The 19,121-nt window shown below is 44.4% G+C and carries 20 protein-coding genes; 10 read left to right on the forward strand and 10 right to left on the reverse strand.

Annotated elements, in window-relative coordinates; translation table 11 throughout:
* The first annotated feature begins 253 nt into the window (after positions 1 to 253).
* Both QH73_RS18500 and QH73_RS18505 read left to right on the forward strand, forming a co-directional pair.
* The gene (locus QH73_RS18500) at positions 254 to 763 is read left to right on the forward strand and encodes a hypothetical protein (protein ID WP_039715970.1); all 510 of its coding nucleotides are present in this window, start codon (positions 254 to 256) and stop codon (positions 761 to 763) included.
* A 120-nt stretch (positions 764 to 883) separates the two neighbouring features.
* Positions 884 to 2,068, forward strand: a complete 1,185-nt coding sequence (locus tag QH73_RS18505; RefSeq protein WP_039715969.1) for a PstS family phosphate ABC transporter substrate-binding protein — start codon at positions 884 to 886, stop codon at positions 2,066 to 2,068.
* A gap of 56 nt (positions 2,069 to 2,124) precedes the next feature.
* On the opposite strand, the gene QH73_RS18510 is transcribed toward QH73_RS18505, so the two are convergent.
* Positions 2,125 to 3,369, reverse strand: coding sequence for a sulfite oxidase (locus QH73_RS18510; protein ID WP_039715968.1), 1,245 nt, complete (start codon positions 3,367 to 3,369; stop codon positions 2,125 to 2,127).
* 552 nt (positions 3,370 to 3,921) lie between these two features.
* On the opposite strand from QH73_RS18510, the gene QH73_RS18515 reads away from it, so the two are divergent.
* From QH73_RS18515 to QH73_RS18540, 6 genes are all read left to right on the forward strand, one after another.
* Positions 3,922 to 4,257: an ArsR/SmtB family transcription factor gene (locus tag QH73_RS18515; protein WP_039715967.1), complete on the forward strand. Its 336-nt coding sequence runs from the start codon at positions 3,922 to 3,924 to the stop codon at positions 4,255 to 4,257.
* Complete coding sequence (locus QH73_RS18520; protein WP_039715966.1) at positions 4,242 to 4,853, forward strand: SRPBCC family protein; 612 nt, start codon at positions 4,242 to 4,244, stop codon at positions 4,851 to 4,853. Before QH73_RS18515 ends, QH73_RS18520 begins: the two co-directional genes overlap by 16 nt.
* 122 nt (positions 4,854 to 4,975) lie before the next feature.
* Positions 4,976 to 5,575 carry an ATP-dependent Clp protease proteolytic subunit gene (locus QH73_RS18525; RefSeq protein WP_039715965.1) on the forward strand — a complete coding sequence of 200 codons (600 nt, stop codon included), beginning with the start codon at positions 4,976 to 4,978 and terminating at the stop codon, positions 5,573 to 5,575.
* A gap of 80 nt (positions 5,576 to 5,655) precedes the next feature.
* Complete coding sequence (locus QH73_RS18530; RefSeq protein WP_039715964.1) at positions 5,656 to 6,681, forward strand: NAD-dependent epimerase/dehydratase family protein; 1,026 nt, start codon at positions 5,656 to 5,658, stop codon at positions 6,679 to 6,681.
* Positions 6,682 to 6,807: 126 nt separating this feature from the next.
* Positions 6,808 to 7,734: an ABC transporter ATP-binding protein gene (locus tag QH73_RS18535; protein ID WP_039715963.1), complete on the forward strand. Its 927-nt coding sequence runs from the start codon at positions 6,808 to 6,810 to the stop codon at positions 7,732 to 7,734.
* On the forward strand, positions 7,727 to 8,500 hold the full coding sequence (locus tag QH73_RS18540) for an ABC transporter permease (RefSeq protein ID WP_039715962.1): 774 nt from the start codon (positions 7,727 to 7,729) through the stop codon (positions 8,498 to 8,500). The genes QH73_RS18535 and QH73_RS18540 overlap by 8 nt, the downstream gene beginning before the upstream one ends.
* Positions 8,501 to 8,581: 81 nt before the next feature.
* Here the strand turns inward: QH73_RS18540 and QH73_RS18545 are convergent, their stop codons facing one another.
* From QH73_RS18545 to QH73_RS18575, 7 genes are all read right to left on the reverse strand, one after another.
* A complete protein-coding gene (locus QH73_RS18545) occupies positions 8,582 to 10,489 on the reverse strand; it encodes a hybrid sensor histidine kinase/response regulator (RefSeq protein ID WP_039715961.1) in 1,908 nt (635 codons plus the stop codon).
* Positions 10,479 to 10,952, reverse strand: a complete 474-nt coding sequence (locus QH73_RS18550) for a response regulator (RefSeq protein ID WP_309476507.1) — start codon at positions 10,950 to 10,952, stop codon at positions 10,479 to 10,481. The genes QH73_RS18545 and QH73_RS18550 overlap by 11 nt, the downstream gene beginning before the upstream one ends.
* Complete coding sequence (locus QH73_RS18555) at positions 10,949 to 13,801, reverse strand: PAS domain S-box protein (RefSeq protein WP_039715960.1); 2,853 nt, start codon at positions 13,799 to 13,801, stop codon at positions 10,949 to 10,951. Before QH73_RS18555 ends, QH73_RS18550 begins: the two co-directional genes overlap by 4 nt.
* 179 nt (positions 13,802 to 13,980) lie before the next feature.
* Entirely contained in the window at positions 13,981 to 14,607 is a 627-nt protein-coding gene (locus QH73_RS18560) for a TenA family protein (RefSeq protein ID WP_039715959.1), read from the reverse strand.
* A 71-nt stretch (positions 14,608 to 14,678) separates the two neighbouring features.
* On the reverse strand, positions 14,679 to 15,023 hold the full coding sequence (locus QH73_RS18565; RefSeq protein ID WP_039715958.1) for a HepT-like ribonuclease domain-containing protein: 345 nt from the start codon (positions 15,021 to 15,023) through the stop codon (positions 14,679 to 14,681).
* Positions 15,004 to 15,327 (reverse strand): nucleotidyltransferase family protein, encoded by a 324-nt coding sequence (locus tag QH73_RS18570; protein ID WP_201278218.1) that lies wholly within the window; start codon positions 15,325 to 15,327, stop codon positions 15,004 to 15,006. The genes QH73_RS18565 and QH73_RS18570 overlap by 20 nt, the downstream gene beginning before the upstream one ends.
* A 54-nt stretch (positions 15,328 to 15,381) precedes the next feature.
* Positions 15,382 to 15,639, reverse strand: a complete 258-nt coding sequence (locus QH73_RS18575) for an FmdB family zinc ribbon protein (RefSeq protein ID WP_039715957.1) — start codon at positions 15,637 to 15,639, stop codon at positions 15,382 to 15,384.
* Between the two features lie 38 nt (positions 15,640 to 15,677).
* On the opposite strand from QH73_RS18575, the gene QH73_RS18580 reads away from it, so the two are divergent.
* Positions 15,678 to 15,827 carry a hypothetical protein gene (locus tag QH73_RS18580; RefSeq protein WP_165587732.1) on the forward strand — a complete coding sequence of 50 codons (150 nt, stop codon included), beginning with the start codon at positions 15,678 to 15,680 and terminating at the stop codon, positions 15,825 to 15,827.
* Positions 15,828 to 15,875: 48 nt separating this feature from the next.
* Here QH73_RS18580 and fmdA read toward each other — a convergent pair whose 3' ends face one another.
* Together fmdA and QH73_RS18590 are read right to left on the reverse strand one after the other, a co-directional pair.
* Positions 15,876 to 17,081 carry a formamidase gene (fmdA, locus tag QH73_RS18585; RefSeq protein ID WP_039715956.1) on the reverse strand — a complete coding sequence of 402 codons (1,206 nt, stop codon included), beginning with the start codon at positions 17,079 to 17,081 and terminating at the stop codon, positions 15,876 to 15,878.
* A 305-nt stretch (positions 17,082 to 17,386) separates the two neighbouring features.
* A complete protein-coding gene (locus tag QH73_RS18590; protein ID WP_015153668.1) occupies positions 17,387 to 17,599 on the reverse strand; it encodes a hypothetical protein in 213 nt (70 codons plus the stop codon).
* Between the two features lie 371 nt (positions 17,600 to 17,970).
* Here QH73_RS18590 and QH73_RS18595 point away from each other — a divergent pair, with 371 nt between their 5' ends.
* Positions 17,971 to 19,080 carry an S-(hydroxymethyl)glutathione dehydrogenase/class III alcohol dehydrogenase gene (locus QH73_RS18595; protein ID WP_039715955.1) on the forward strand — a complete coding sequence of 370 codons (1,110 nt, stop codon included), beginning with the start codon at positions 17,971 to 17,973 and terminating at the stop codon, positions 19,078 to 19,080.
* Positions 19,081 to 19,121: the final 41 nt, after the last annotated feature.

Here is a 19,121-nt window from a genome sequence, read left to right on the forward strand (position 1 = left end):
GAGGATGGCAGTTTAGATGAAGTGGCTGGAAGAGCTTACGCTAACCTGCTGCTATCCACAAAAGGTCAAAAACTTGTCGATCGAGTGGGGTGTGGGGTGTAGGGTGTGGAGATTATAAATTTCTTTCTCCGCGACTCTCCGCGACTCTCCCTCAGCCTCCTCAGCTCTCTTCTCTCCCTTGTCCCCTCTTACTCGCTCCTCGCTCCTCGCTCCTCGCTCCTATAAAATCTACACAAATAAAATTAGGTGCATTATGTCGTCGCAAAATCATCCTTTACCCCGTTTGATTCTCGCTTTTGTAGCTGGATTTTTATCAGTTTTACTATTTCATCAACTGGCACTATTGTTGTTACACAGTATTGGTTTTGCACCTGCTAAGTTAACAGCTTATGCAATGAAGGCAACACAACCTTTCGGTATTCCCCGCGTCTGGTCGCTTGCTTTTTGGGGTGGAGTTTGGGGAATTGTATTGGTTTTATTTGTTTCTTTTTTTCGGCAAGGGTTGGGAATTTGGGGGACAGCACTGCTGTTTGGCGCGATCGCACCTAGTCTTGTCAGTTGGTTTATCGCCATGCCCCTAAGAGGGGAACCCGTCGGTGGTGGCTGGCAACCCAACGGTATTGCTACAGCCTTAATTCTCAATGGTATTTGGGGTTTAGGTACAATTTTGCTCTACCGCTTAATTTCGTTAAGCGTACTCGGTCGCAAGCGACGTAGCACCAACGGTTTAGAGTCGGGAGAAAAAGAGAGAATTCGCCACTAGAAGTCGGTTATCAGTTATCAGTTATCAGTTATCAGTTATCAGGGAGCGCACGAGCAGTTAGTTCTGACTTACGACGTGCAGCTTACGACTTGCGACTTGTCCCCACACACCACCTTTCTTATGAAAGTTCATCAAACTAAAATTAATTGCCGTGTCTGTGGTTACGATGAAAATCCTGGTGATGCTGGTCATTGTCGGCGTTGCCACTCTACATTAAACCGCAGTTTTAACAAGTCCGCTAACAATTCTCAAACTAAAAACTCGTCTGCTTTTCCCTGGTCGGTCATACCGTTGATTGCGTTACTTTTAGGAACGGGTGGGATGTACTGGTTCTACAGAAGTCATACAACTGCTACTTTGAAAGATAAACCGAGTGCAGTTGTTACGCCCACACAACAACCGCTAGCAAAACAGCCTCCAGCAACAGCATCCAATGCGGCTGATATTCAAACCTATGCGTCGATGCAGGATGTTCCTAACGTTCCTACAGGTGTCTTTAACTTTGGTGGCGCAACCTGTTTTGCTGCCATGACTGCCCACGGAATGCACTCTAGTATTGCCAAGGTTCACCCAAATTTCCATCTACGCTACACCGAACCACCGCTTAACGTTCCACCAGGTTGTAGTACGGGAATCGGTATGTTGCTTGATGGCGAACTCAGTTTTGCTCAAAATGGTCGCTCTGTGTCAGATGCAGAGTATCGCAAAGCCAAAGAACGTAACTTTACTCTGCAACAAGTGCCAGTGGCAATTGATGGGATTGTATTTTTTACCCACCGCAATGTTGCCTTACCTGGACTGTCGGTGAAACAACTTCAAGATATTTTCCTGGGCAAAGTGACTAACTGGAAACAGGTAGGGGGACCAGATCGAGCGATCGCGCCCATTTCTCAAGACCCCAAGGTTCACGCTACGCTCAAATTACTGCTAAGCGATCGCATCAATAATTTGGGTCGTAATGTCAAGCTCGTGCGCGACTATACCACAGCCATGCGACGAGTTGCTGCTACCCCGGGGGCGATCTCTTACAGTTCGGCTTCTATTGCTGCCGGACAGCGATCGATTCACCTGTTAAGCTTGGCTAGAGGTAGCTCTAAAAATTACGTTTCACCCGTAATCGCAGGCGAGCGCGTCAATGTTCCTGCCCTGCGAGATGGCTCTTATCCGATTACTCGCCGTCTCTTTATCGTCATTCGCCGCGACCGGACTCCTGACGAACGAGCAGGAGTTGCTTACACCAACTTGTTACTCTCGCATGAAGGACAGCAAATTGTTGAAAAAGCTGGATTTGCAGCAATTCATTAAAACTTATTTGCAAAACATACTTGCAAGTCGCCATGCGACTTGCAAACATTCTCTCCTCAACTCACAGTCACGGGATGGCTGACAACCGCATTGTACAAATAGCCTTTGGCGTTGAAAGGCACTGAAACTGGTTGGGTATTGCCTTTAGTATCTGTAGCCTTTGCCTGAAGCTGATATTTGCCAGGACGAGCATTCCAATCAACATCCCATCTCACCCATGCTCCATCAAGATTAGGCTCTCGGAGTCGTGCCGCTTGCCAGGTTTTGCCACCATCAAGGCTTACCTCAACTTTGGCAATTTTACCGCCAGCAGACCAAGAACGCCCTCGCAATAAATGTTCTCCTGCGGGCATCTTGGCATCCCAAGCTAGCTCGAAAGCACTTTTGATATTTTGCGCCGTGATAATCGTGCCTTTAGCAGGGGGATTAGGTTGATAGTCGGAGCCGATTAAGACATAACTTTCCGTGTTCCAAGTGGAAAACAGAGGTTTTTCTGAAACTTCAATCCGCCCTACCCATTTAATACTAGCCGCACCCAGCCAGCCTGGAACGAAGGCACGGATGGGAAAACCGTGGTCGGCTGGTAGAGTTTGCCCGTTCATCGCATAGACGAGCAATGTATCTTCCTCTAATGCCTTCGCCAGGGACATCGGACGGCGAACTTTCTTTTCGTCTAATCCTTCTGGCATTACGTCTTTTGCGGTGCGTTTGACTCCTGCGAGTTGCAGCACCTCCCGCAGAGGTACGCCCGTCCATTCTGCCACACCGATTGCGCCCAGTTTCCACGGCGCTCCATCAGCTTTTTTCCCCTGGACGGATTCAAAAAAGCTGCGACCGTTACCAGCACACTCTAGCGCTCGAATCACCGAGACTGACGGCAGAGAAAGGAGTTCGTCGTAAGTAAACTCCCTCGGACGAGAAACCCCAGACCCTTCAACCCGCAAGCGCCATGTTTTCCGATCGATTTTAGGGGTAGCCGTGTGGTTGCGGACGTAGAACAGCTCGTTGGGAACTAGATAGCCTCGATCGTACATGGCTTCCCAACGCATTTCTTGTTGAATGCCTTTGTAATCGTAAAAAAGTTCTGGAGGAACTGATTTAACTACCTCCCCAGCAGCTAGAGCGGGTTCTTCTAGCCGTAAGCGTGGTAAACCGCTACCAATTGCTATTCCTGCACCGACAGTCATAAATTGCAGGAATTTCTGGCGCGACATACCTAAAGTTTTCGCTTTCTGCCAGACAAATTCATCGGCTCTAGCTTGCTGGTAAACTTTTTCGACTAGCAGATCGTCTTCTCTCATGCCTTATATCTCCAGTCGAGTAAATAAGAACAATATAAAGCTAATTAGCAAATTTTCAAGTAAACAAACAGTTAAGATGACAAATGAAATTTCTGAAAAACACTGGGCATTTAAATATAGCTATTTCGCTAGATAACAGATTAGTTTTAATGTAGTAATTCCAAACTGAGACGGACTTATACCAGTTCTTTGCAACTATATGTCACAGACTATATGTCACAAAGATATGCCGCAGCAAATACCCTAACTCTCCTTGTAAAAAAGGGAACCAGTGGAGAGCGAATTTTGGACAAAAATAAAGAGAAATAGTATCGGTATTAAGACTGTCATCGATCGCTGATTAGTTATTGGTCATCGACCAAATACGAATCGTAGTAAAAGCGTTTTTTAATTAGATGTTTTATGACTCAAATCAGCATTGTATTTATGTCTTAGCTGTAAAACTTAAACAAAGACCTACAAAGTCAAGACGCGGAATTTTACGCCTCCATCCCTTGACATTTAAGTAAAAGCTTATATATTCTATTATTTAAGTAAATGCTTAAATAAAGTATGAGTAGACCCGCGGCGGGTGGAGATATTTTTCAGGCGATCGCCGATCCGACACGACGAGCGTTGTTGGATCGCTTACGTGACGGCGAACAACCAGTGAAACAACTGGCTGAACCTTTTGCCATGTCTCTACCAGCCATCTCTCAGCATTTGCAGGTGTTGTGTGAAGTCGGCTTAGTTACCCAACGGCGGGAAGGACGGCAGCGCCTCTATCAGTTAAATCCTGCACCTTTAAAACAGGTGTCGGAATGGGTGTCGCATTACGAACAGTTCTGGCAAGAGAAATTAGCCGCTCTCGGTGCATATTTGGAGAATAACCCATGCTCAGAGGATTAAAGACCGAAGTTTTCTATCCTTACTCACCGCAGCAAGTTTGGCGGGGACTCACCGAGAGGCGATCGCTTGCCACATGGTTGATGGACAATGATTTTGAGCCGCAGATCGGTCACAAATTTCAATTTCACACCCATTCCCTACCAGGCTTAGATGGTGTTATCTGCTGCGAAGTTTTAGAAATTGACGCACCAAAACGACTTTCTTACACTTGGCAGGATAGTTATATGAATCAGCCTTCGATTGTGATTTGGACGCTGACACCTGTTGATGGTGGGACGCAACTTCAACTAGAACACCGCGAGTTGAGTTACGCAACACCTCAGTTACAGGAGGTACGCATTTGTAACCAGAGATCTCGATCTCCCCTAAATCCCATTAACAAGGGGGAGACAGATGCTTTCTTTTTAAAGAGGTTGGGGAATCTCAATGCAGTGCCTCAAGCTGTAGAGGCGATCGCACCAAGTTGTACGTTTTCATCTACGCATATTGGTGTTTTTCAAATTTCCGCAAGTGTCATTTTCCATTCTTTGCTGAACGGTGGTTGGAATGACAAGCTCGATCGACAATTGCCAAATGTTTTGGCAAGCCTTTTTTGACGATCGCGAGTAACTAAATTCGACTATCTATTACTTTCATCGCCGATCGAGTCATTACAAATTTAGAGTTTTAACTATCCGCCTCAAGGCAAGATTTAAGCTTGAATCAAGAGGTTATAAAAATGAGTTTTTCTGAGCGATCGCATATTTTTTTTTCTCAAACTTCAGATGGTCGAGAGTTCGATTTCAATATTTACTCTACCTTGTTAGCTAAAAGAGTTATTTTTTTAAGAGGGGAGGTTACAGAAGAAATAGCTAATTCAATTGTGGCACAGATGCTATTTCTCGATACAGAAGATGCAGAACGAGATATTTTTCTATATATCAACAGTTCAGATGGTTTAGCTCCGGCTGCATTGACTATCTACGATACAATGACTCAAATTCAGGCGGATATATGTACCGTCTGTATTGGAACCGCAAAGGGAATGGCTACATTATTACTTTCTTCCGGCACTAAAGGGAAAAGATCGGCTTTACCAAATGCACGAATTGCAATCGCACAACCATTAGGTAACACTCAAGGAATAACTAACGATATTGAAGTCGCAGCTAGAGAAATTGCGCATTTAAGAGAAACAGTTAATCGCATACTTGCTGCTAACACTGGTCAGTCAATAGCACAAATCAAATTCGATACAGCACGAGACTTTTATCTTGACGCTGAAGCAGCAAAAGATTATGGATTAATTGACAATGTCATTCAAAAAACACCTAGATAGGTCATTGGTCATCGATCGTTGGTAATCTGTCGTTTTGCCTTTTAACTTTTGACTTTTGACTTTTTTATCAAGGAGTAAATATGAAAATTTTAGCGCTCGGAGGAACGAATTTTATTGGTCCTCCTGTAGTCAGGCAATTGTCCGCAATGGGACACGAAGTCGCCGTTTTCCATCGGGGAAAAACAGCAGCAGAGTTACCCGAGGGAATACAGCATTTACTAGGCGATCGCTCCGAGCTTACCCAGATGAAAAGCGAATTCGAGCGCCTTTCGCCTCAAGTTGTCGTCGATATGTTTCCCTACACCGAGGCAGATGCGATCGCGCTGATGAATGTATTTCAGAATATTGCAGAGCGCGTTGTTGCTATTAGTAGTATGGATGTCTATCGCGCTTATGCAGTATTTTTGCAAATTGAATCGACTCCAGTTGAGTCGGTTCCCCTAACTGAAAATTCAGCCTTGCGCCAGCAACTACATTTATTTCGGGAAATGGCTGAAAGACCGCTGAACGCTCCCGCAGATTATGAAAAGATTTTGGTCGAACGGGTGGTGATGAATTATCCCGATTTACCTGGTACAATTGTACGGTTACCAATGGTTTATGGGACGCAAGATCCTCTCAACCGTCTATTTCCCTACTTAAAGCGAATGGATGAAAACCGTCCGGCGATCGTCTTGCCAGAAAGCCTAGCTCAATGGCGCGGTTCCTATGGGTATGTAGAGAATGTTGCTCACGCGATCGCTTTGGCAGCCACAAACGAACATGCTAAGGGACGTATTTATCATGTTGCAGATACAGAATTAACCGAGGCGGAAAGACTGAGCAGAGTTGGACGAGTCGCAGGCTGGCAAGGCAAAATCGTAACTGTTGCCACAGAATCTTTACCGACAGACTGGAACCTACCATACAACACGGCTCAACACTGGTTTGTAGATACAACCCGCATTCGGCAAGAACTCGGTTATAGCGAAATTGTCTCACTAGAGCAGGCGCTCAAAACAACAATTGACTGGCAGCGATCGCACCCACCAACAGAAATTTCTCCGTGGACTGGAAAAGAATTACTAGACTATGCTACCGAAGACCAAATTTTGAAAAGTATTTAATATCAATTGTAAGGTGGGCGTTGCCCACCCTACACACTACACAATATGCTACCGAAGACCAAATTTTGAAAAGTATTTAATATCAATTGTAGGGTGGGCGTTGCTCACCCTACACACTAATTTTTTATGAAAGCCTTAGAAGCGTATAATCTCAAAAAAACTTTCCGCCGCAACAAACAAAATGTACCAGCAGTGAAGGATGTTTCCTTAACCATCTACCCAGGAGAAATATTAGCTTTTCTTGGTCCCAATGGTGCAGGTAAAACAACGAGTATCAAAATGATGGCAGGTTTAATTCAGCCTGATTCTGGTTCGGTCAGAATTGTAGGTAGAGATCCTCACCGTAATGCTTCAGCGTTACAAAACCTGGGTGCAGTTTTAGAAGGGAATCGCAACCTTTACTGGCGATTAACTCCAGAGGAAAATTTAGAATATTTTGGCGTATTAAAAGGACTAACTCGACGCGAAGCACGTTTTGCCGGAAGAGATCTTTTAGAAAAATTTGACTTATTAGCTAAGCGCCGTACGCCAGTAGAACAACTTTCACGGGGAATGCAACAGAAATTAGCATTTGCTGTAGCCTTAGTTCATCGTCCTAAACTTTTATTATTAGATGAACCGACTTTAGGATTAGATGTAGAAGCAACTGAGGATGTAAAAATTCTCGTTCGCGAAATTGCTGCCACTGGTTGTGCTATCTTGCTGACAACTCACCAATTACAAATAGCAGAAATTTTATCAGACCGAATTGCTATTATTCAAAAAGGCGAGATCTTAGCAGAAGCACCCACACAAAAATTGATTCAACAATTTTCTGGTACGGCTTACAAAATTGAAATGGAAGCCGCTTTAGATGAAACAAGAATGTTGGAATTAGAAACACTTGGGTTAGAGATTGAATCCAGAAGATTTATTTATATCGATCGCTCGGAATTACTATATAAAGTTTTTACTATTCTCCAGCCTTTACCAATTCAATCTGTGGTAAAACAAGCTAATTTGACAGAAATATTTTTACAGATTGTGAAACAAGGTAATAACATTAATGATTGAGTTATTTTTTGCAGAATTAAAACGAACTTGGATTTTACAACGTCGCTATCCAATCGAAGTTGTTGGTATTATTATAGTTACTGTTTCGATTTTTTATGGATTATTTTTGAGCGCTCGTTACGTTGCTGGTGCGAATTTTCAACTAGGCGATCGCTTAGATTCAATAGTCATTGGCTACGTACTTTGGAGCTTAGTTTTATTTATTATGGGCAACGTTGCTAATAGAATTCAGTATGAAGCTCAAACTGGTACGCTCGAACAACTTTTTCTATCTCAATTCGGGGCAGTCAAAGTATTTTTAATTCGCTCGCTAGCAGCGGTAACGTTGCAAGTAGCTTTTGTTTTGAGTATTTTATTAACTATAATGCTCTTAACTGGCAGCCGTCTCGATTTTCCTCCTACGTTACTTTTACCTCTCATAACTGTATTGATGGGAGCGAATGGGATTGCTTTTATAATTGGAGCTTTAGCTTTATTATTTAAGCAGGTGAGCCAATTACAAGTCATATTTCAATTTGGCTTATTATTTCTCCTAGCTACTCCCATAGAAGCATCGACGGGATTTTCCCAAGTTTTAGCAAATCTATTACCAATTACTCCAAGTGCAGGCATATTACGAGCTTTGATGGCACGCGGAGAAAGTTTAAATTTAACTCAATTAGCGATCGCTTTCATCAATGGAGTCGTATATTTTGCTATAGGATTAGCACTATTCCGACTAGCAGAACGCCAAGCCAAGAAACGCGGAATTTTAGGCGGATATTAATCAGTTATCAGTTATCAGTTATCAGTGACCTCTGCTCACGCACCACGCACCACTCTCTTACTGTCTACTGTCAACCAATGACTAACAACCAACTGGTTGCGAGCATAGAGCTTGTTTAATTGTTTGCAATAATTCTTGAGCGGTGTAGGGTTTTGCTAAAAAGGCTTTTACTTCTACGTCTGTCATTCCATGAAACTTGTCTTGAGCGGCTAAACCACTGGTGGCAATAATTTTAGTTTGGGGATTGAGTTTTTGGATAGTACGTATTGTGGTAATACCGTCCATTGCAGGCATGAGCATATCAATTAAGATTAAATCTATCCGATCGCGGTGTTCGGCGTAGGTGGCGATCGCCTCTATTCCGTCACTAGCAGTAACAACTTTATAATTAAAAGTCTCTAGAGAAGTTTTTGTTGCCTCGCGCACGCCAGCTTCATCATCTACAACCAAAATTAACTCACCGTCCCCGTAAGGCGTGTTTTGTTCTGTCTGACGCTGATATTCTACAACTGCTACTGCTGGTAGGTAGATTTGAAATTCCGTGCCTCTACCGAGTTCGCTCCAAACATGAATAAATCCGTTGTGACCTTTGACAATACCCATGACAGTGGATAATCCCAGTCCCGTACCTTTACCGAGTTCTTTTGTCGTGAAAAATGGCTCAAAAATTCTTTCCTGGGTTTCCAGTGACATTCCCATACCTGTATCGCTTACGGTAACGACGATATAGGAGCCAGCTTTTGCCTCCAAGTTCATCCTGGCGTAGTGTTCGTCTGCTGTAAAGTTTTCGGCAGAAATTGTCAACATTCCACCATTGGGCATGGCATCGCGAGCGTTGACGCAGAGATTCATTAAAACTTGATGCAGTTGAGTCGCATCCCCAGAGACAGACCACAAATTAGAGGCAATGTTAGTCTGAATCTCGATCGATTTTGGAAAGGTTTGTTTGGCGATTTGGCGAATTTCTGATATTAAGTGCTTGATTTGTAAGTTTGTATACGTTCCCTCCAAACCCCGTGCAAAAGAGAGTACCTGTTTGACTAGAGCCGCACCCCGTTTGGCATTGGTAATCACGATTGGCAAAAGTCGCTGACTGCGCTCGTCGTGCATCTGAGATTCCAATAGCTGAGCCGTCATCAAAATTGGCGCTAAGACATTGTTTAAATCATGAGCAATGCCACTGGCAAGAGTGCCGATACTTTCCAAACGTTGAGCGCGTAAAAATTGAGCTTCTAAGAGTTTTTTCTCAGTAATATCAGTATTGACGACAAGAATCGACTTAGGCTGAGCGTGGCGATCGCGTACTAAAGTCCAACGACTGTAGACGACAATTGGTTTCTCGTTTTTAGTGACTTGATGTAACTCGCCTTGCCAAGTGTCTGTTTGCTTTAAGGCTGAGTGAATCTCTAGCAGCTGATCGACGAGACTCTCGTTGTAGATTAACAAGTTAGGATTTTGCCCGATCGCCTCTTGTGCTTGCCAACCATAGAGACGTTCTGCTCCCTTGTTCCAATATAAAACTTTGTCATCCAGCGACCTAACAATAATGGCATCGGTGGCGACATCGAGCAATTCGGCTTGGGCGCGGATTTGTTGCTGAGTGTGCTGGCGTTCGAGGGCGTAGCGAATGGAACGCTCTAGTAAAGGTGCGCTCAACTGAGTTTTTTCTAGATAGTCGGCTGCTCCTGCCTTCATCGCCTCGATATCGATTTCGCGATCGCCTTTGCCCGTAAGTAAAATAATTGGTGCGGCACAACCTTCAGCTACGGCAGCTTGAAGCAATTCTAAACCATTGCGATCGCCCAAACGGTAGTCGAGCAAGTAAATGTCATGTTGACGCTGGGCGATCGTCTCGATTGCCGCATCATAAGAACTTACCCAGTCTAAATCGAAGGTCGTGCCTTGAGCTGCTGCCAACCAGTCCCGCGTCAAGACATAATCATCCTCGTCGTCATCAACTAAAAGTACTTTGACTCGCTCAGTGTCCATGCCCGTTTCCCACCGATCGCAGTGGTAGTTCTACAATTTCAAACCAATATTTGCCGATAGTCCTCATGACCTCTACTAAGGAAGCAAAAGTAACTGGTTTCGTGATGTAAGAGTTAGCGCCTAATTCATAACTACGATAAATATCTTCCTCTGCTTTGGAAGTTGTCAATACCACTACTGGTATATGTTTTAACTGCGGGTCTGCCTTAATTTCCCGTAGTGCCTCGCGTCCGTCTTTCTTGGGCATGTTGAGATCGAGTAAAATCAACCCTGGACGAGGGGCAAGCTTCAGGTCAGTATATTGACCGCGCTGATGTAGGTAATCCATTAATTCCTCACCATCGCGCACGAGATAGAGATCGTTAGCCAAGCGACTTTCTGCCAGCGCTTCTCTTGCCAACATGCAATCGTCTTCGTCATCGTCAGCCATGAGAATTGTGACAGTGGTGCGTCGCCCTTTCACTCCGAGTTATCTCCTACGAGTTGTTTAATTGGCAGAGTAACACTAAATTTAGCTCCTTGCCCTGGACTACTTTGAGCTGTAATATTGCCCTGATGCCGTTCGACAATTTTACGGCAAATTGCTAGTCCTATTCCTGTACCCTCGTATTGACTGCGACTGTGCAGGCGTTGAAAGACATTGAAGATCCGATCGAGATACTTTTGCTCAAAACCAATACCATTATCCTCCACCATAATTTGACACGATGTGGCGATCGCCCCATCTGTAACTGGTTGTTGTTGGGAATCGAATAGTTGGCTGGAAAGCTTAACCACTGGAGGCGCGTCTTGTTTGTGAAACTTCAGTGCATTACTCAACAGATTTTGTAATAACTGCTGCATCTGTACTGGGTCGGCATCAATTTTAGGCAGGGTATTAACTTCCACCTTACCCCCAGTCTGCTGTATCCTCACCTCTAGATCGGATAATACTTCTTTTACGACTCGATTGAGATCGACAGTTACAAAAGGTTGCGCTTTAGTCGTGACGCGGGACAGCGTCAAGAGATCGTCAATCAGAGTTTGCATCCGTCCGGCTGCATTCTGCATTCGTTCTAGAGAATCTCGTCCTTGCTCGTTGAGAAGATCTCCACAACTGGCTTTCAAGCGGTTGCCAAAGGCTTGAATTTTGCGCAGTGGCTCTTGCAAATCGTGGGAAGCAACCGAGGCAAATTGTTGCAGTTCCGCGTTAGAACGGGCGAGTTCTTGCGCGTAGCGGGTTTCTTCAGCTAGCATTTGAGCTTGGGCGAGAGCAATACCAATTTGATCGCTCAATTGGCGCAATAATTCGGTTTCAAAACTGCTCCAAACACGGGAACCACTACATTGATGAGCAATCAGCAAACCCCAGAGTTCTCGCTTGAGGAAAATCGGCACGACAAGATTAGCTCGAACTCCATATCGTTGGAGAAGTTCTTTGTGACAAGCGTGCATTTCTGCTTGCTCGACATCGTGAATAGCGCTGATGCGTCCTTGTCTGTATTTCTGAATGTATTCCTCCCCAAAGCAAGGATCGTAGATGTGTTGTCCTAAAATGGCTGGATAGCCGTTGACTACGGCTTCCCGCACGACATTTCCAGAACCATCCAACCATAAGCGAAAAATAATCACCCGATCTGCTCGCAGGAATTTTTGAATTTCGTTAACGGTCGTTTGGAGGATCGATTCCAATTGGAGCGATTGACGAATCTTCAGGGTAATTTCGGCAAATAATTGCGATCGCAAATTTTGACGTTGCAGTTCTACTTCGGCTTGCTTGCGTTCGGTGATGTCGCTCCCAATACCTAAAAACCCGGTAATCTTACCGTTAGCATCGTACATGGCGCTAATTGACAGTAAAACGGGGAAACGGCTGCCATCTTTGCGAATGTAAGTCCATTCTTGTTCGGTTGGTTCTCCCCGTCTTGCCTTAGCAACAAATACCTCAAATCCAGGTTCGATTATCACTCCCAGCTCTTGAGTTAATTCTCGCGCCCGACTGACGACTTCTTCGCGATCGTGAATAATTACGGGTGTCGTTTTACCGACAATTTCTGAGGCGGAATAGCCCAATAATTTCTCGGCAGCAGCATTAAAAGTAAGGACTGTACCGTCAACATTGGTAGAAATTATCGTATAGTTAGCGCTATTGAGAATCGCTTGTTGCAACTGCATAGTTTGTTGCAGTTGAGTTTCCATCCGCTTGCGATCGGTGATATCGCGTGTAAAGCAGCGTGTATGGACAAATTGCTTGTCTTTCCAAAAAACGTTAGAGCCGATCGATACATCCCGGGTTGAACCATCTTTACATACCAACCGCGCCTCGTAGTCGCACAATGTCTCGCCAGCATTGAGGCGTTGCAAAATATCATCAATGACTTCTCGATTGGCGTGAAATTTGGCAATGTGTTGTCCGACGTACTCTTCGCGAGTGTAACCGAGCAGATTTAATTCAGCTTGGTTTGCCCAGACAATAATTCCATCTGCTCCTACCCAGTGTATGCCGACACTGGCATTCTCTAGGAAGTCAGCCAGTTCTTGTTCTCGCGTGCGGGCGATCGCCTCTAATCGTTTGCGATCGTTGATGTTTTGAAAATAGACTGATATGCCATTTTTAGCAGGATAGGCATGAACGGCAAACCAAGTGTTGAGCGGGGGATAAAACTCTTCAAAAGCAACTGCAATTTGTTGCGCTCTGACTTGGCGATATTCTTGGTCAAAAGTAGACCCCACTGCTTCGGGAAACTCATCCCAAATATTTTTACCAATTAACTCTGCTCGCGTTTTTTGTAGAAATACTTGGGCGTGTTGATTGATGTAGGTGAATCGCCACTCATTATCTAAGGCAAAAAAGCCATCGCTGATACTTTCTAAAATGTTAGTGACTTGTTGGCGCGATGCTTGGGCTGCGTTCGTAGAAGCGCGTAATTCTGCCATTGTCCGACTAGCTTGTAATAAATGCCGGACTCGCTGCCGTAAAACTATGTCGTTAATTGGTTTGGTAATAAAATCAGTTGCACCCGCATCAAAAGCGAGTTGCAGCGATTCTGCATCATCTAACCTCGTAACGATTAATATTGGCACGCTATCGCCATCGGGAAAACTACGCAAGTGCCGACAGCAGACAAACCCATCCATCACAGGCATAACGGCATCTAGCAGTACGAGACTGGGACGAAACTGAGTGTAAGCTGCTATTGCCTGTTCGCCATTCTGCGCTTCTACGACCTGATATCCAGCCTGCTCCATCACTCGGCGCATGTGCTGCCGCATGAGTTTATCGTCGTCTACAACCAGAATCGTAATAGCATTGAGAATGGGAGCGTTATCCATAGCTTACGCCTAATCTAAATTCTTTGGCGTTTTCTTTGCAGAGCTATTTATACTCTATTAAATATTAAATTCGTTACGTTTGAGCGATCGTCAATGTAACATCCATCTTAAGACTGATGATTTCTTTTCGATCGCTGTGACAAATATTACAGTGCATAAAATCTTCTCACTGTCAACTGTCAGCCGTCAACTTTATACGCCATTTGCCAGAAATCTTTTTCTAATCTAGCAATATTCAAGAAAGCTGCTGTGGCTTGTTGCTGCACCTCCTCTGAGGCTTCGCTTAAGGCTGCGTCTGCTTGCTGTTCTAGGTAGCCTACGTAAGTCGTAAAATCGGGGTTGCCCCAGCGATCGGCAAATTCGGTGTAGGGTGGGGGCATGGCTCCAGGTAACTGCCAACCTTGATTGTATGCTAACTCGATCGCCCAAAGTGCCGTAGCTTGTACGGCATAGGGCATTGCAGATAAGCTTTGCATATAATTGCAATACTCAACACAAGTAGTCTGTTTGTCAATATTGAGTTGCAGTTGGCGTTCGGCGGCTTTAGCTTGGAACCAGTTGAGTTCGTCTTTGAGGGCGCTCAACCCCGCCAAAAGAATATCGAAATCGTGCGGGGGTGCGATCGCCAAAATTCTCGCCACAAAACGGGTAAAATCTACCACAAATAAATAGTCTTGTACCAACCAAGTATTAAACTGTTGTGGCTGAATTGTCCCTTGCTGGCATTCTTGCAGGAAAGGATGTATCGTTGCTTCCTGCCATGCTTGGGTATGTTCTTGCAGTAATTGTTGACAAGTTAAGCTCATAAAAATAGACGTTGCAGATAATGCCGCGAAAGACTAAATATAACTGTTACCTTAACTTTGACAGCCTTAATTTACAGATATTCTTGCTCAAGAATTAGCCTAATTTCAGCGTCCAATACAGGAACTTTATTGACTACAACATCCCAAACAATGTCATAATCAACGCCGAAGTAGTTGTGAATTAATCGATCGCGCATTCCTGCCATAGCCCGCCACTCAACGGCATTGTATTTTTGACGCAACCCATCCGGTAGCTGTTTAACTGCTTCCCCAATGACTTCAATACTCCGAACGTAAGGGCGTTTCAGTGTTTCATCTCGCACAAATGCTGCCTTGTCTAAATTCTGAGAACTCGTCATGATGTAGGTCGTTTCATCAAGAATGTGCTGTAAATACTCACAAGCCGACGGAGACATACTCGACCTCATTCAAAATCTGCGGACCAATGTAAGGGCTTAATGACTCGATAGTAATAAGATCGACAGGTCTGCCAAAAAGATCTTCTAGAAAAAAAGAAAGGTGTATAAAGTTATCAAATGTTTTCTGGTCTGGCTCAAAAGCAACCAAAATATCGACATCACTTCGAGCGTGGATCGCGGTGTCACGTACAAATGAGCCAAAAACACCACAACGTCTAACTCCAAAGCGGTGTAGCTCCTGTTGATATTTTTGGAGGAGAGACAGCACTTCAGCTTTTGTTTGTACAGGCATTGCTGGCATAGGCTACTCATCTGATGCTGAGTCTATCACAACCTTATGGACTCACAGACAGCATTAATGGTTAATCATCCAAGGACGACCATTGTTATGACTTCTCAAGCGGGGTTGTTCTGGTTCGCGATCGCGTTTCACCAACTTTGGTTCTGATTCCTGTTTCAGGCGAATAGAATTAGATAATAGCATCGGTGGCGCAAAAACTTTTTTGGCGGGTTCTTCACAAGTCGGACAATTGGCAGGATTATTGCATTCGGCGATCGCGCGCCACTCATCAAATACACCACAATCATCGCACCGAAATTCGTATAAAGGCATAATCAGTTATCAGTTATCAGAATTTGTAGGGGCGGGTTTTGCCGAAGCTCCTTGTATTGTCACCAATAATTCTGCGGTTAAACCCACCCGTACGGGAATCAAAATTTGTAGGGGCGGGTTTTGCCGAAGCTCCTTGTATTGTCACCAATAATTCTGCGGTTAAACCCACCCGTACTGAAGAAATTTAGTCAGTTGTCAGCAACCGTCAACCGTCAACTAACAACCAACAACCAATTTCAAACAGGTAAAATGTTTTTATCGAAAATCTCTGTTGGAATTGCTAACGTACAGCAAGCATTGGGAATATCAACGATGCCGCTGACTCTTCCTTCTACTGGCGCACAACTGAGTAATAAATAAGCTTGTTCGCCTGTAAAACCGAATTTTTTCAGATATTCGATCGCATTCAAACAGGCGCGACGATAGGCAATATGTACGTCCATGAAGTATTGTTTGCCCGTATATTCGTCTACAGAAATTCCTTCAAATACGAGATACTCCGAATAGCGCGGTTCTACGGGACCTGGCTTGAAAATCGGGTTGACCATACCATATTTTTCCACGCCACCCTTGATGATGTCTACATGCAGGTCGATATAACCAGACATCTCAATTGCACCACAGAATGAGATTTCACCGTCTCCTTGCGAGAAATGAATATCTCCCATTGACAATTTTGCCCCTTCCACGTAAACGGGGAAATAAATCCGCGTCCCTTTGGAAAGGTTTTTGATATCGCAGTTACCACCGTGTTCGCGAGGGGGAACAGTACGCGCACCTTCAGCCGCAATGCGATCGAAGTCCCCTGGTGCTACCTGTCCTAAAATGGCATTTTTGGGGTTCGGTAGAGCCGCATAAACTGGCATATTCGCCGCTAATCCCGCTCCATACGTCCGTAAATCGGGAGCTGTTGAAACTAACTCTGCTTCCCGCTTGTTCCATGTTGCCAGTAAGTCGTGTGAGGGAGCGCAACCAATTAAACCAGGGTGAGTAATACCAGCAAACCGCACGCCTGGGATGTGACGGGAACTGGTATAAATGCCCTCCAGATCCCAAATTGCCTTAGCATGATTGGGGTAGTGGTCGGTCAGAAAGCCACCACCGTTGTCTTTGGCAAAAATGCCCGTAAAGCCCCACTCATCACCCTGTAAAGCGCCAATATCGAGCAAATCGACAACCAAGATGTCTCCTGGTTGAGCGCCGTTGACCCAGATGGGACCGCTCAAGACGTGGACGACCGTTAAATCGACATCGCGGATATCGTCAGGATTATCGTTATTTTTAATCTGTCCGTCCGTCCAATCTTTGCATTCAATGCGGAAGACATCACCTGGGTTCACCGAAACCACGGCAGGAATATCAGGATGCCAGCGGTTGTGTCCAGGGAGTTCCTGCTGATCCATTGGCTTAGTTAGATCGACTTTGAAAAGCGTTTTCGGCATTCAAATCCCCCTAAAGCTGCGCGGACATAGCGCATCATAAGGATTAGAACGCAGAACAATTTGTATCAAAAATAACCAACCATTGTCAAAAATAATCAACGTTACATAACACCAAATCTCTTGGAGTCAAAATTGTGTTTTATTTAACAAAAAATTAAGAAAAAATTTAACAACTTAGGCGTATATAAAATTCGTATTTAATTTTTGAAATCTACATAGGATGCGTTAGCACGATCGCGTAACGCATCACTCTCAGTTCTTGGTGCGTTACGCGCTTACGTAACACACTAGAACGACATAAGCCTTTACTTCTTTGCCAGCAATTCCAAGAACTCAGATGTTGTTTGCAACTCCTCTAAGACTACATCTTTCGGCATCAGAGATAAAACACTACTCTTAACACCCGACGTACACAGAGGATTTACATAACAAGCTCCCTGACGGCAGAATGCCACTACACCACCATTATGAGCTTCAAAGACGATCGCACTTCCAGATTCTCGCTTCGTAATAGACACTTTAGCAGCCCCCTACGCATAAATGCAGGTATAAAATTGGTAAACTTTAGCGATAGACAATTAGTGATGCTACGCAATTGAGCGCTGGAAATATCTGTATTCAATCTGTATTCAAAATGACAAAATAGCCCCCCGTTCTCCTCTTTCTTTGGATAGATTACTAATAAGTCGTAAGTCATAAGTCGTAAGTTGGAATTAACCGATAACTGACAACTGACAACTGATAACTGATAACTGATTCCTGTACGGGCGGGTTTAACCGCAGAACTGTTGATCTTAGTACAGCTATGCTCAAAAAACCCGCCCCTACGACAACTGACAACTGATAACTGACAACTGTAAGCTAGTCATAGCGATCGCGAGGATGAATTATGGATGTCAGAGCAGCTGTTGCCTACGAACCTGGAAAACCATTGCAGCTGGAAACCGTACAGCTAGAAGGACCACAAGCAGGGGAAGTTTTAGTCGAAATCAAAGCGACTGGGGTTTGTCATACCGATGCTTATACTCTTTCTGGGAAAGACCCAGAGGGCTTGTTTCCGGCAATTTTAGGACATGAAGGGGCTGGGGTTGTCGTAGAAGTAGGGGAAGGAGTCAAGAGCGTTAAAGTGGGCGATCGCGTCATTCCGCTTTATACTCCCGAATGCCGTCAGTGCGAATATTGTCTCAGTCGTAAAACAAATCTCTGTCAAGCCATTCGCGTGACTCAAGGCAAAGGGTTGATGCCCGATGGTACGAGTCGATTTTCCTTAAATAGCACAAAGCTCCACCACTACATGGGAACATCGACTTTCGCTAACTATACAGTACTACCAGAAATTGCTGTTGCCAAGATCCGTGAAGATGCACCTTTTGACAAAGTTTGTTACATCGGTTGTGGTGTAACTACGGGTATTGGTGCAGTTGTTTATACGGCAAAAGTCGAACCAGGCTCAAAGGTTGTCGTTTTTGGTTTGGGTGGAATTGGTTTAAACGTCATCCAAGGAGCGCGCATGGTAGGCGCAGAGATGATTGTTGGCGTAGATGTTAATCCTAGTAAACGGGCGATCGCTGAAAAGTTTGGGATGACGCATTTTGTCAATCCAAAAGAAGTGGAAGGCGATTTAGTTCCTTATTTAGTAGATTTAACCAAAGGCGGAGCTGATTATAGTTTTGAATGTATTGGCAACGTCAATGTGATGCGTCAAGCATTAGAATGCTGCCATAAAGGTTGGGGTGAAAGTATTATTATTGGCGTTGCGGCTGCGGGTGAAGAAATTCGCACTCGTCCGTTTCAATTAGTCACAGGGAGGGTTTGGAAAGGCTCGGCTTTTGGTGGTGCGAGAGGACGCACAGATGTACCTAAAATTGTCGATTGGTATATGGAAGGAAAAATTAATATTGACGATTTAATTACTCACACAATGCCAATAGAAAAGATTAATGATGCCTTCGATTTGATGCACAAAGGGGAATCAATTCGTACCGTATTGACGTTTTAGTTATCATGATACTAAGTGTGAGGAGTCCAAAGGAGTAGAAG

This window comes from Scytonema millei VB511283 (genome assembly GCF_000817735.3).
Lineage (GTDB): Bacteria > Cyanobacteriota > Cyanobacteriia > Cyanobacteriales > Chroococcidiopsidaceae > Chroococcidiopsis > Chroococcidiopsis millei_B.

What these genes read in the sequence shown, in the direction of transcription:
- QH73_RS18500 (WP_039715970.1), top strand. Translation starts at nt 254, where the DNA reads ATGTCGTCGCAAAATCATCCTTTACCCCGTTTGATTCTCGCTTTTGTA.
- QH73_RS18505 (WP_039715969.1), top strand. Translation starts at nt 884, where the DNA reads ATGAAAGTTCATCAAACTAAAATTAATTGCCGTGTCTGTGGTTACGAT.
- QH73_RS18510 (WP_039715968.1), bottom strand. Translation starts at nt 3,369, where the DNA reads ATGAGAGAAGACGATCTGCTAGTCGAAAAAGTTTACCAGCAAGCTAGA.
- QH73_RS18515 (WP_039715967.1), top strand. Translation starts at nt 3,922, where the DNA reads ATGAGTAGACCCGCGGCGGGTGGAGATATTTTTCAGGCGATCGCCGAT.
- QH73_RS18520 (WP_039715966.1), top strand. Translation starts at nt 4,242, where the DNA reads ATGCTCAGAGGATTAAAGACCGAAGTTTTCTATCCTTACTCACCGCAG.
- QH73_RS18525 (WP_039715965.1), top strand. Translation starts at nt 4,976, where the DNA reads ATGAGTTTTTCTGAGCGATCGCATATTTTTTTTTCTCAAACTTCAGAT.
- QH73_RS18530 (WP_039715964.1), top strand. Translation starts at nt 5,656, where the DNA reads ATGAAAATTTTAGCGCTCGGAGGAACGAATTTTATTGGTCCTCCTGTA.
- QH73_RS18535 (WP_039715963.1), top strand. Translation starts at nt 6,808, where the DNA reads ATGAAAGCCTTAGAAGCGTATAATCTCAAAAAAACTTTCCGCCGCAAC.
- QH73_RS18540 (WP_039715962.1), top strand. Translation starts at nt 7,727, where the DNA reads ATGATTGAGTTATTTTTTGCAGAATTAAAACGAACTTGGATTTTACAA.
- QH73_RS18545 (WP_039715961.1), bottom strand. Translation starts at nt 10,489, where the DNA reads ATGGACACTGAGCGAGTCAAAGTACTTTTAGTTGATGACGACGAGGAT.
- QH73_RS18555 (WP_039715960.1), bottom strand. Translation starts at nt 13,801, where the DNA reads ATGGATAACGCTCCCATTCTCAATGCTATTACGATTCTGGTTGTAGAC.
- QH73_RS18560 (WP_039715959.1), bottom strand. Translation starts at nt 14,607, where the DNA reads ATGAGCTTAACTTGTCAACAATTACTGCAAGAACATACCCAAGCATGG.
- QH73_RS18565 (WP_039715958.1), bottom strand. Translation starts at nt 15,023, where the DNA reads ATGTCTCCGTCGGCTTGTGAGTATTTACAGCACATTCTTGATGAAACG.
- QH73_RS18570 (WP_201278218.1), bottom strand. Translation starts at nt 15,327, where the DNA reads ATGCCAGCAATGCCTGTACAAACAAAAGCTGAAGTGCTGTCTCTCCTC.
- QH73_RS18575 (WP_039715957.1), bottom strand. Translation starts at nt 15,639, where the DNA reads ATGCCTTTATACGAATTTCGGTGCGATGATTGTGGTGTATTTGATGAG.
- fmdA (WP_039715956.1), bottom strand. Translation starts at nt 17,081, where the DNA reads ATGCCGAAAACGCTTTTCAAAGTCGATCTAACTAAGCCAATGGATCAG.
- QH73_RS18595 (WP_039715955.1), top strand. Translation starts at nt 17,971, where the DNA reads ATGGATGTCAGAGCAGCTGTTGCCTACGAACCTGGAAAACCATTGCAG.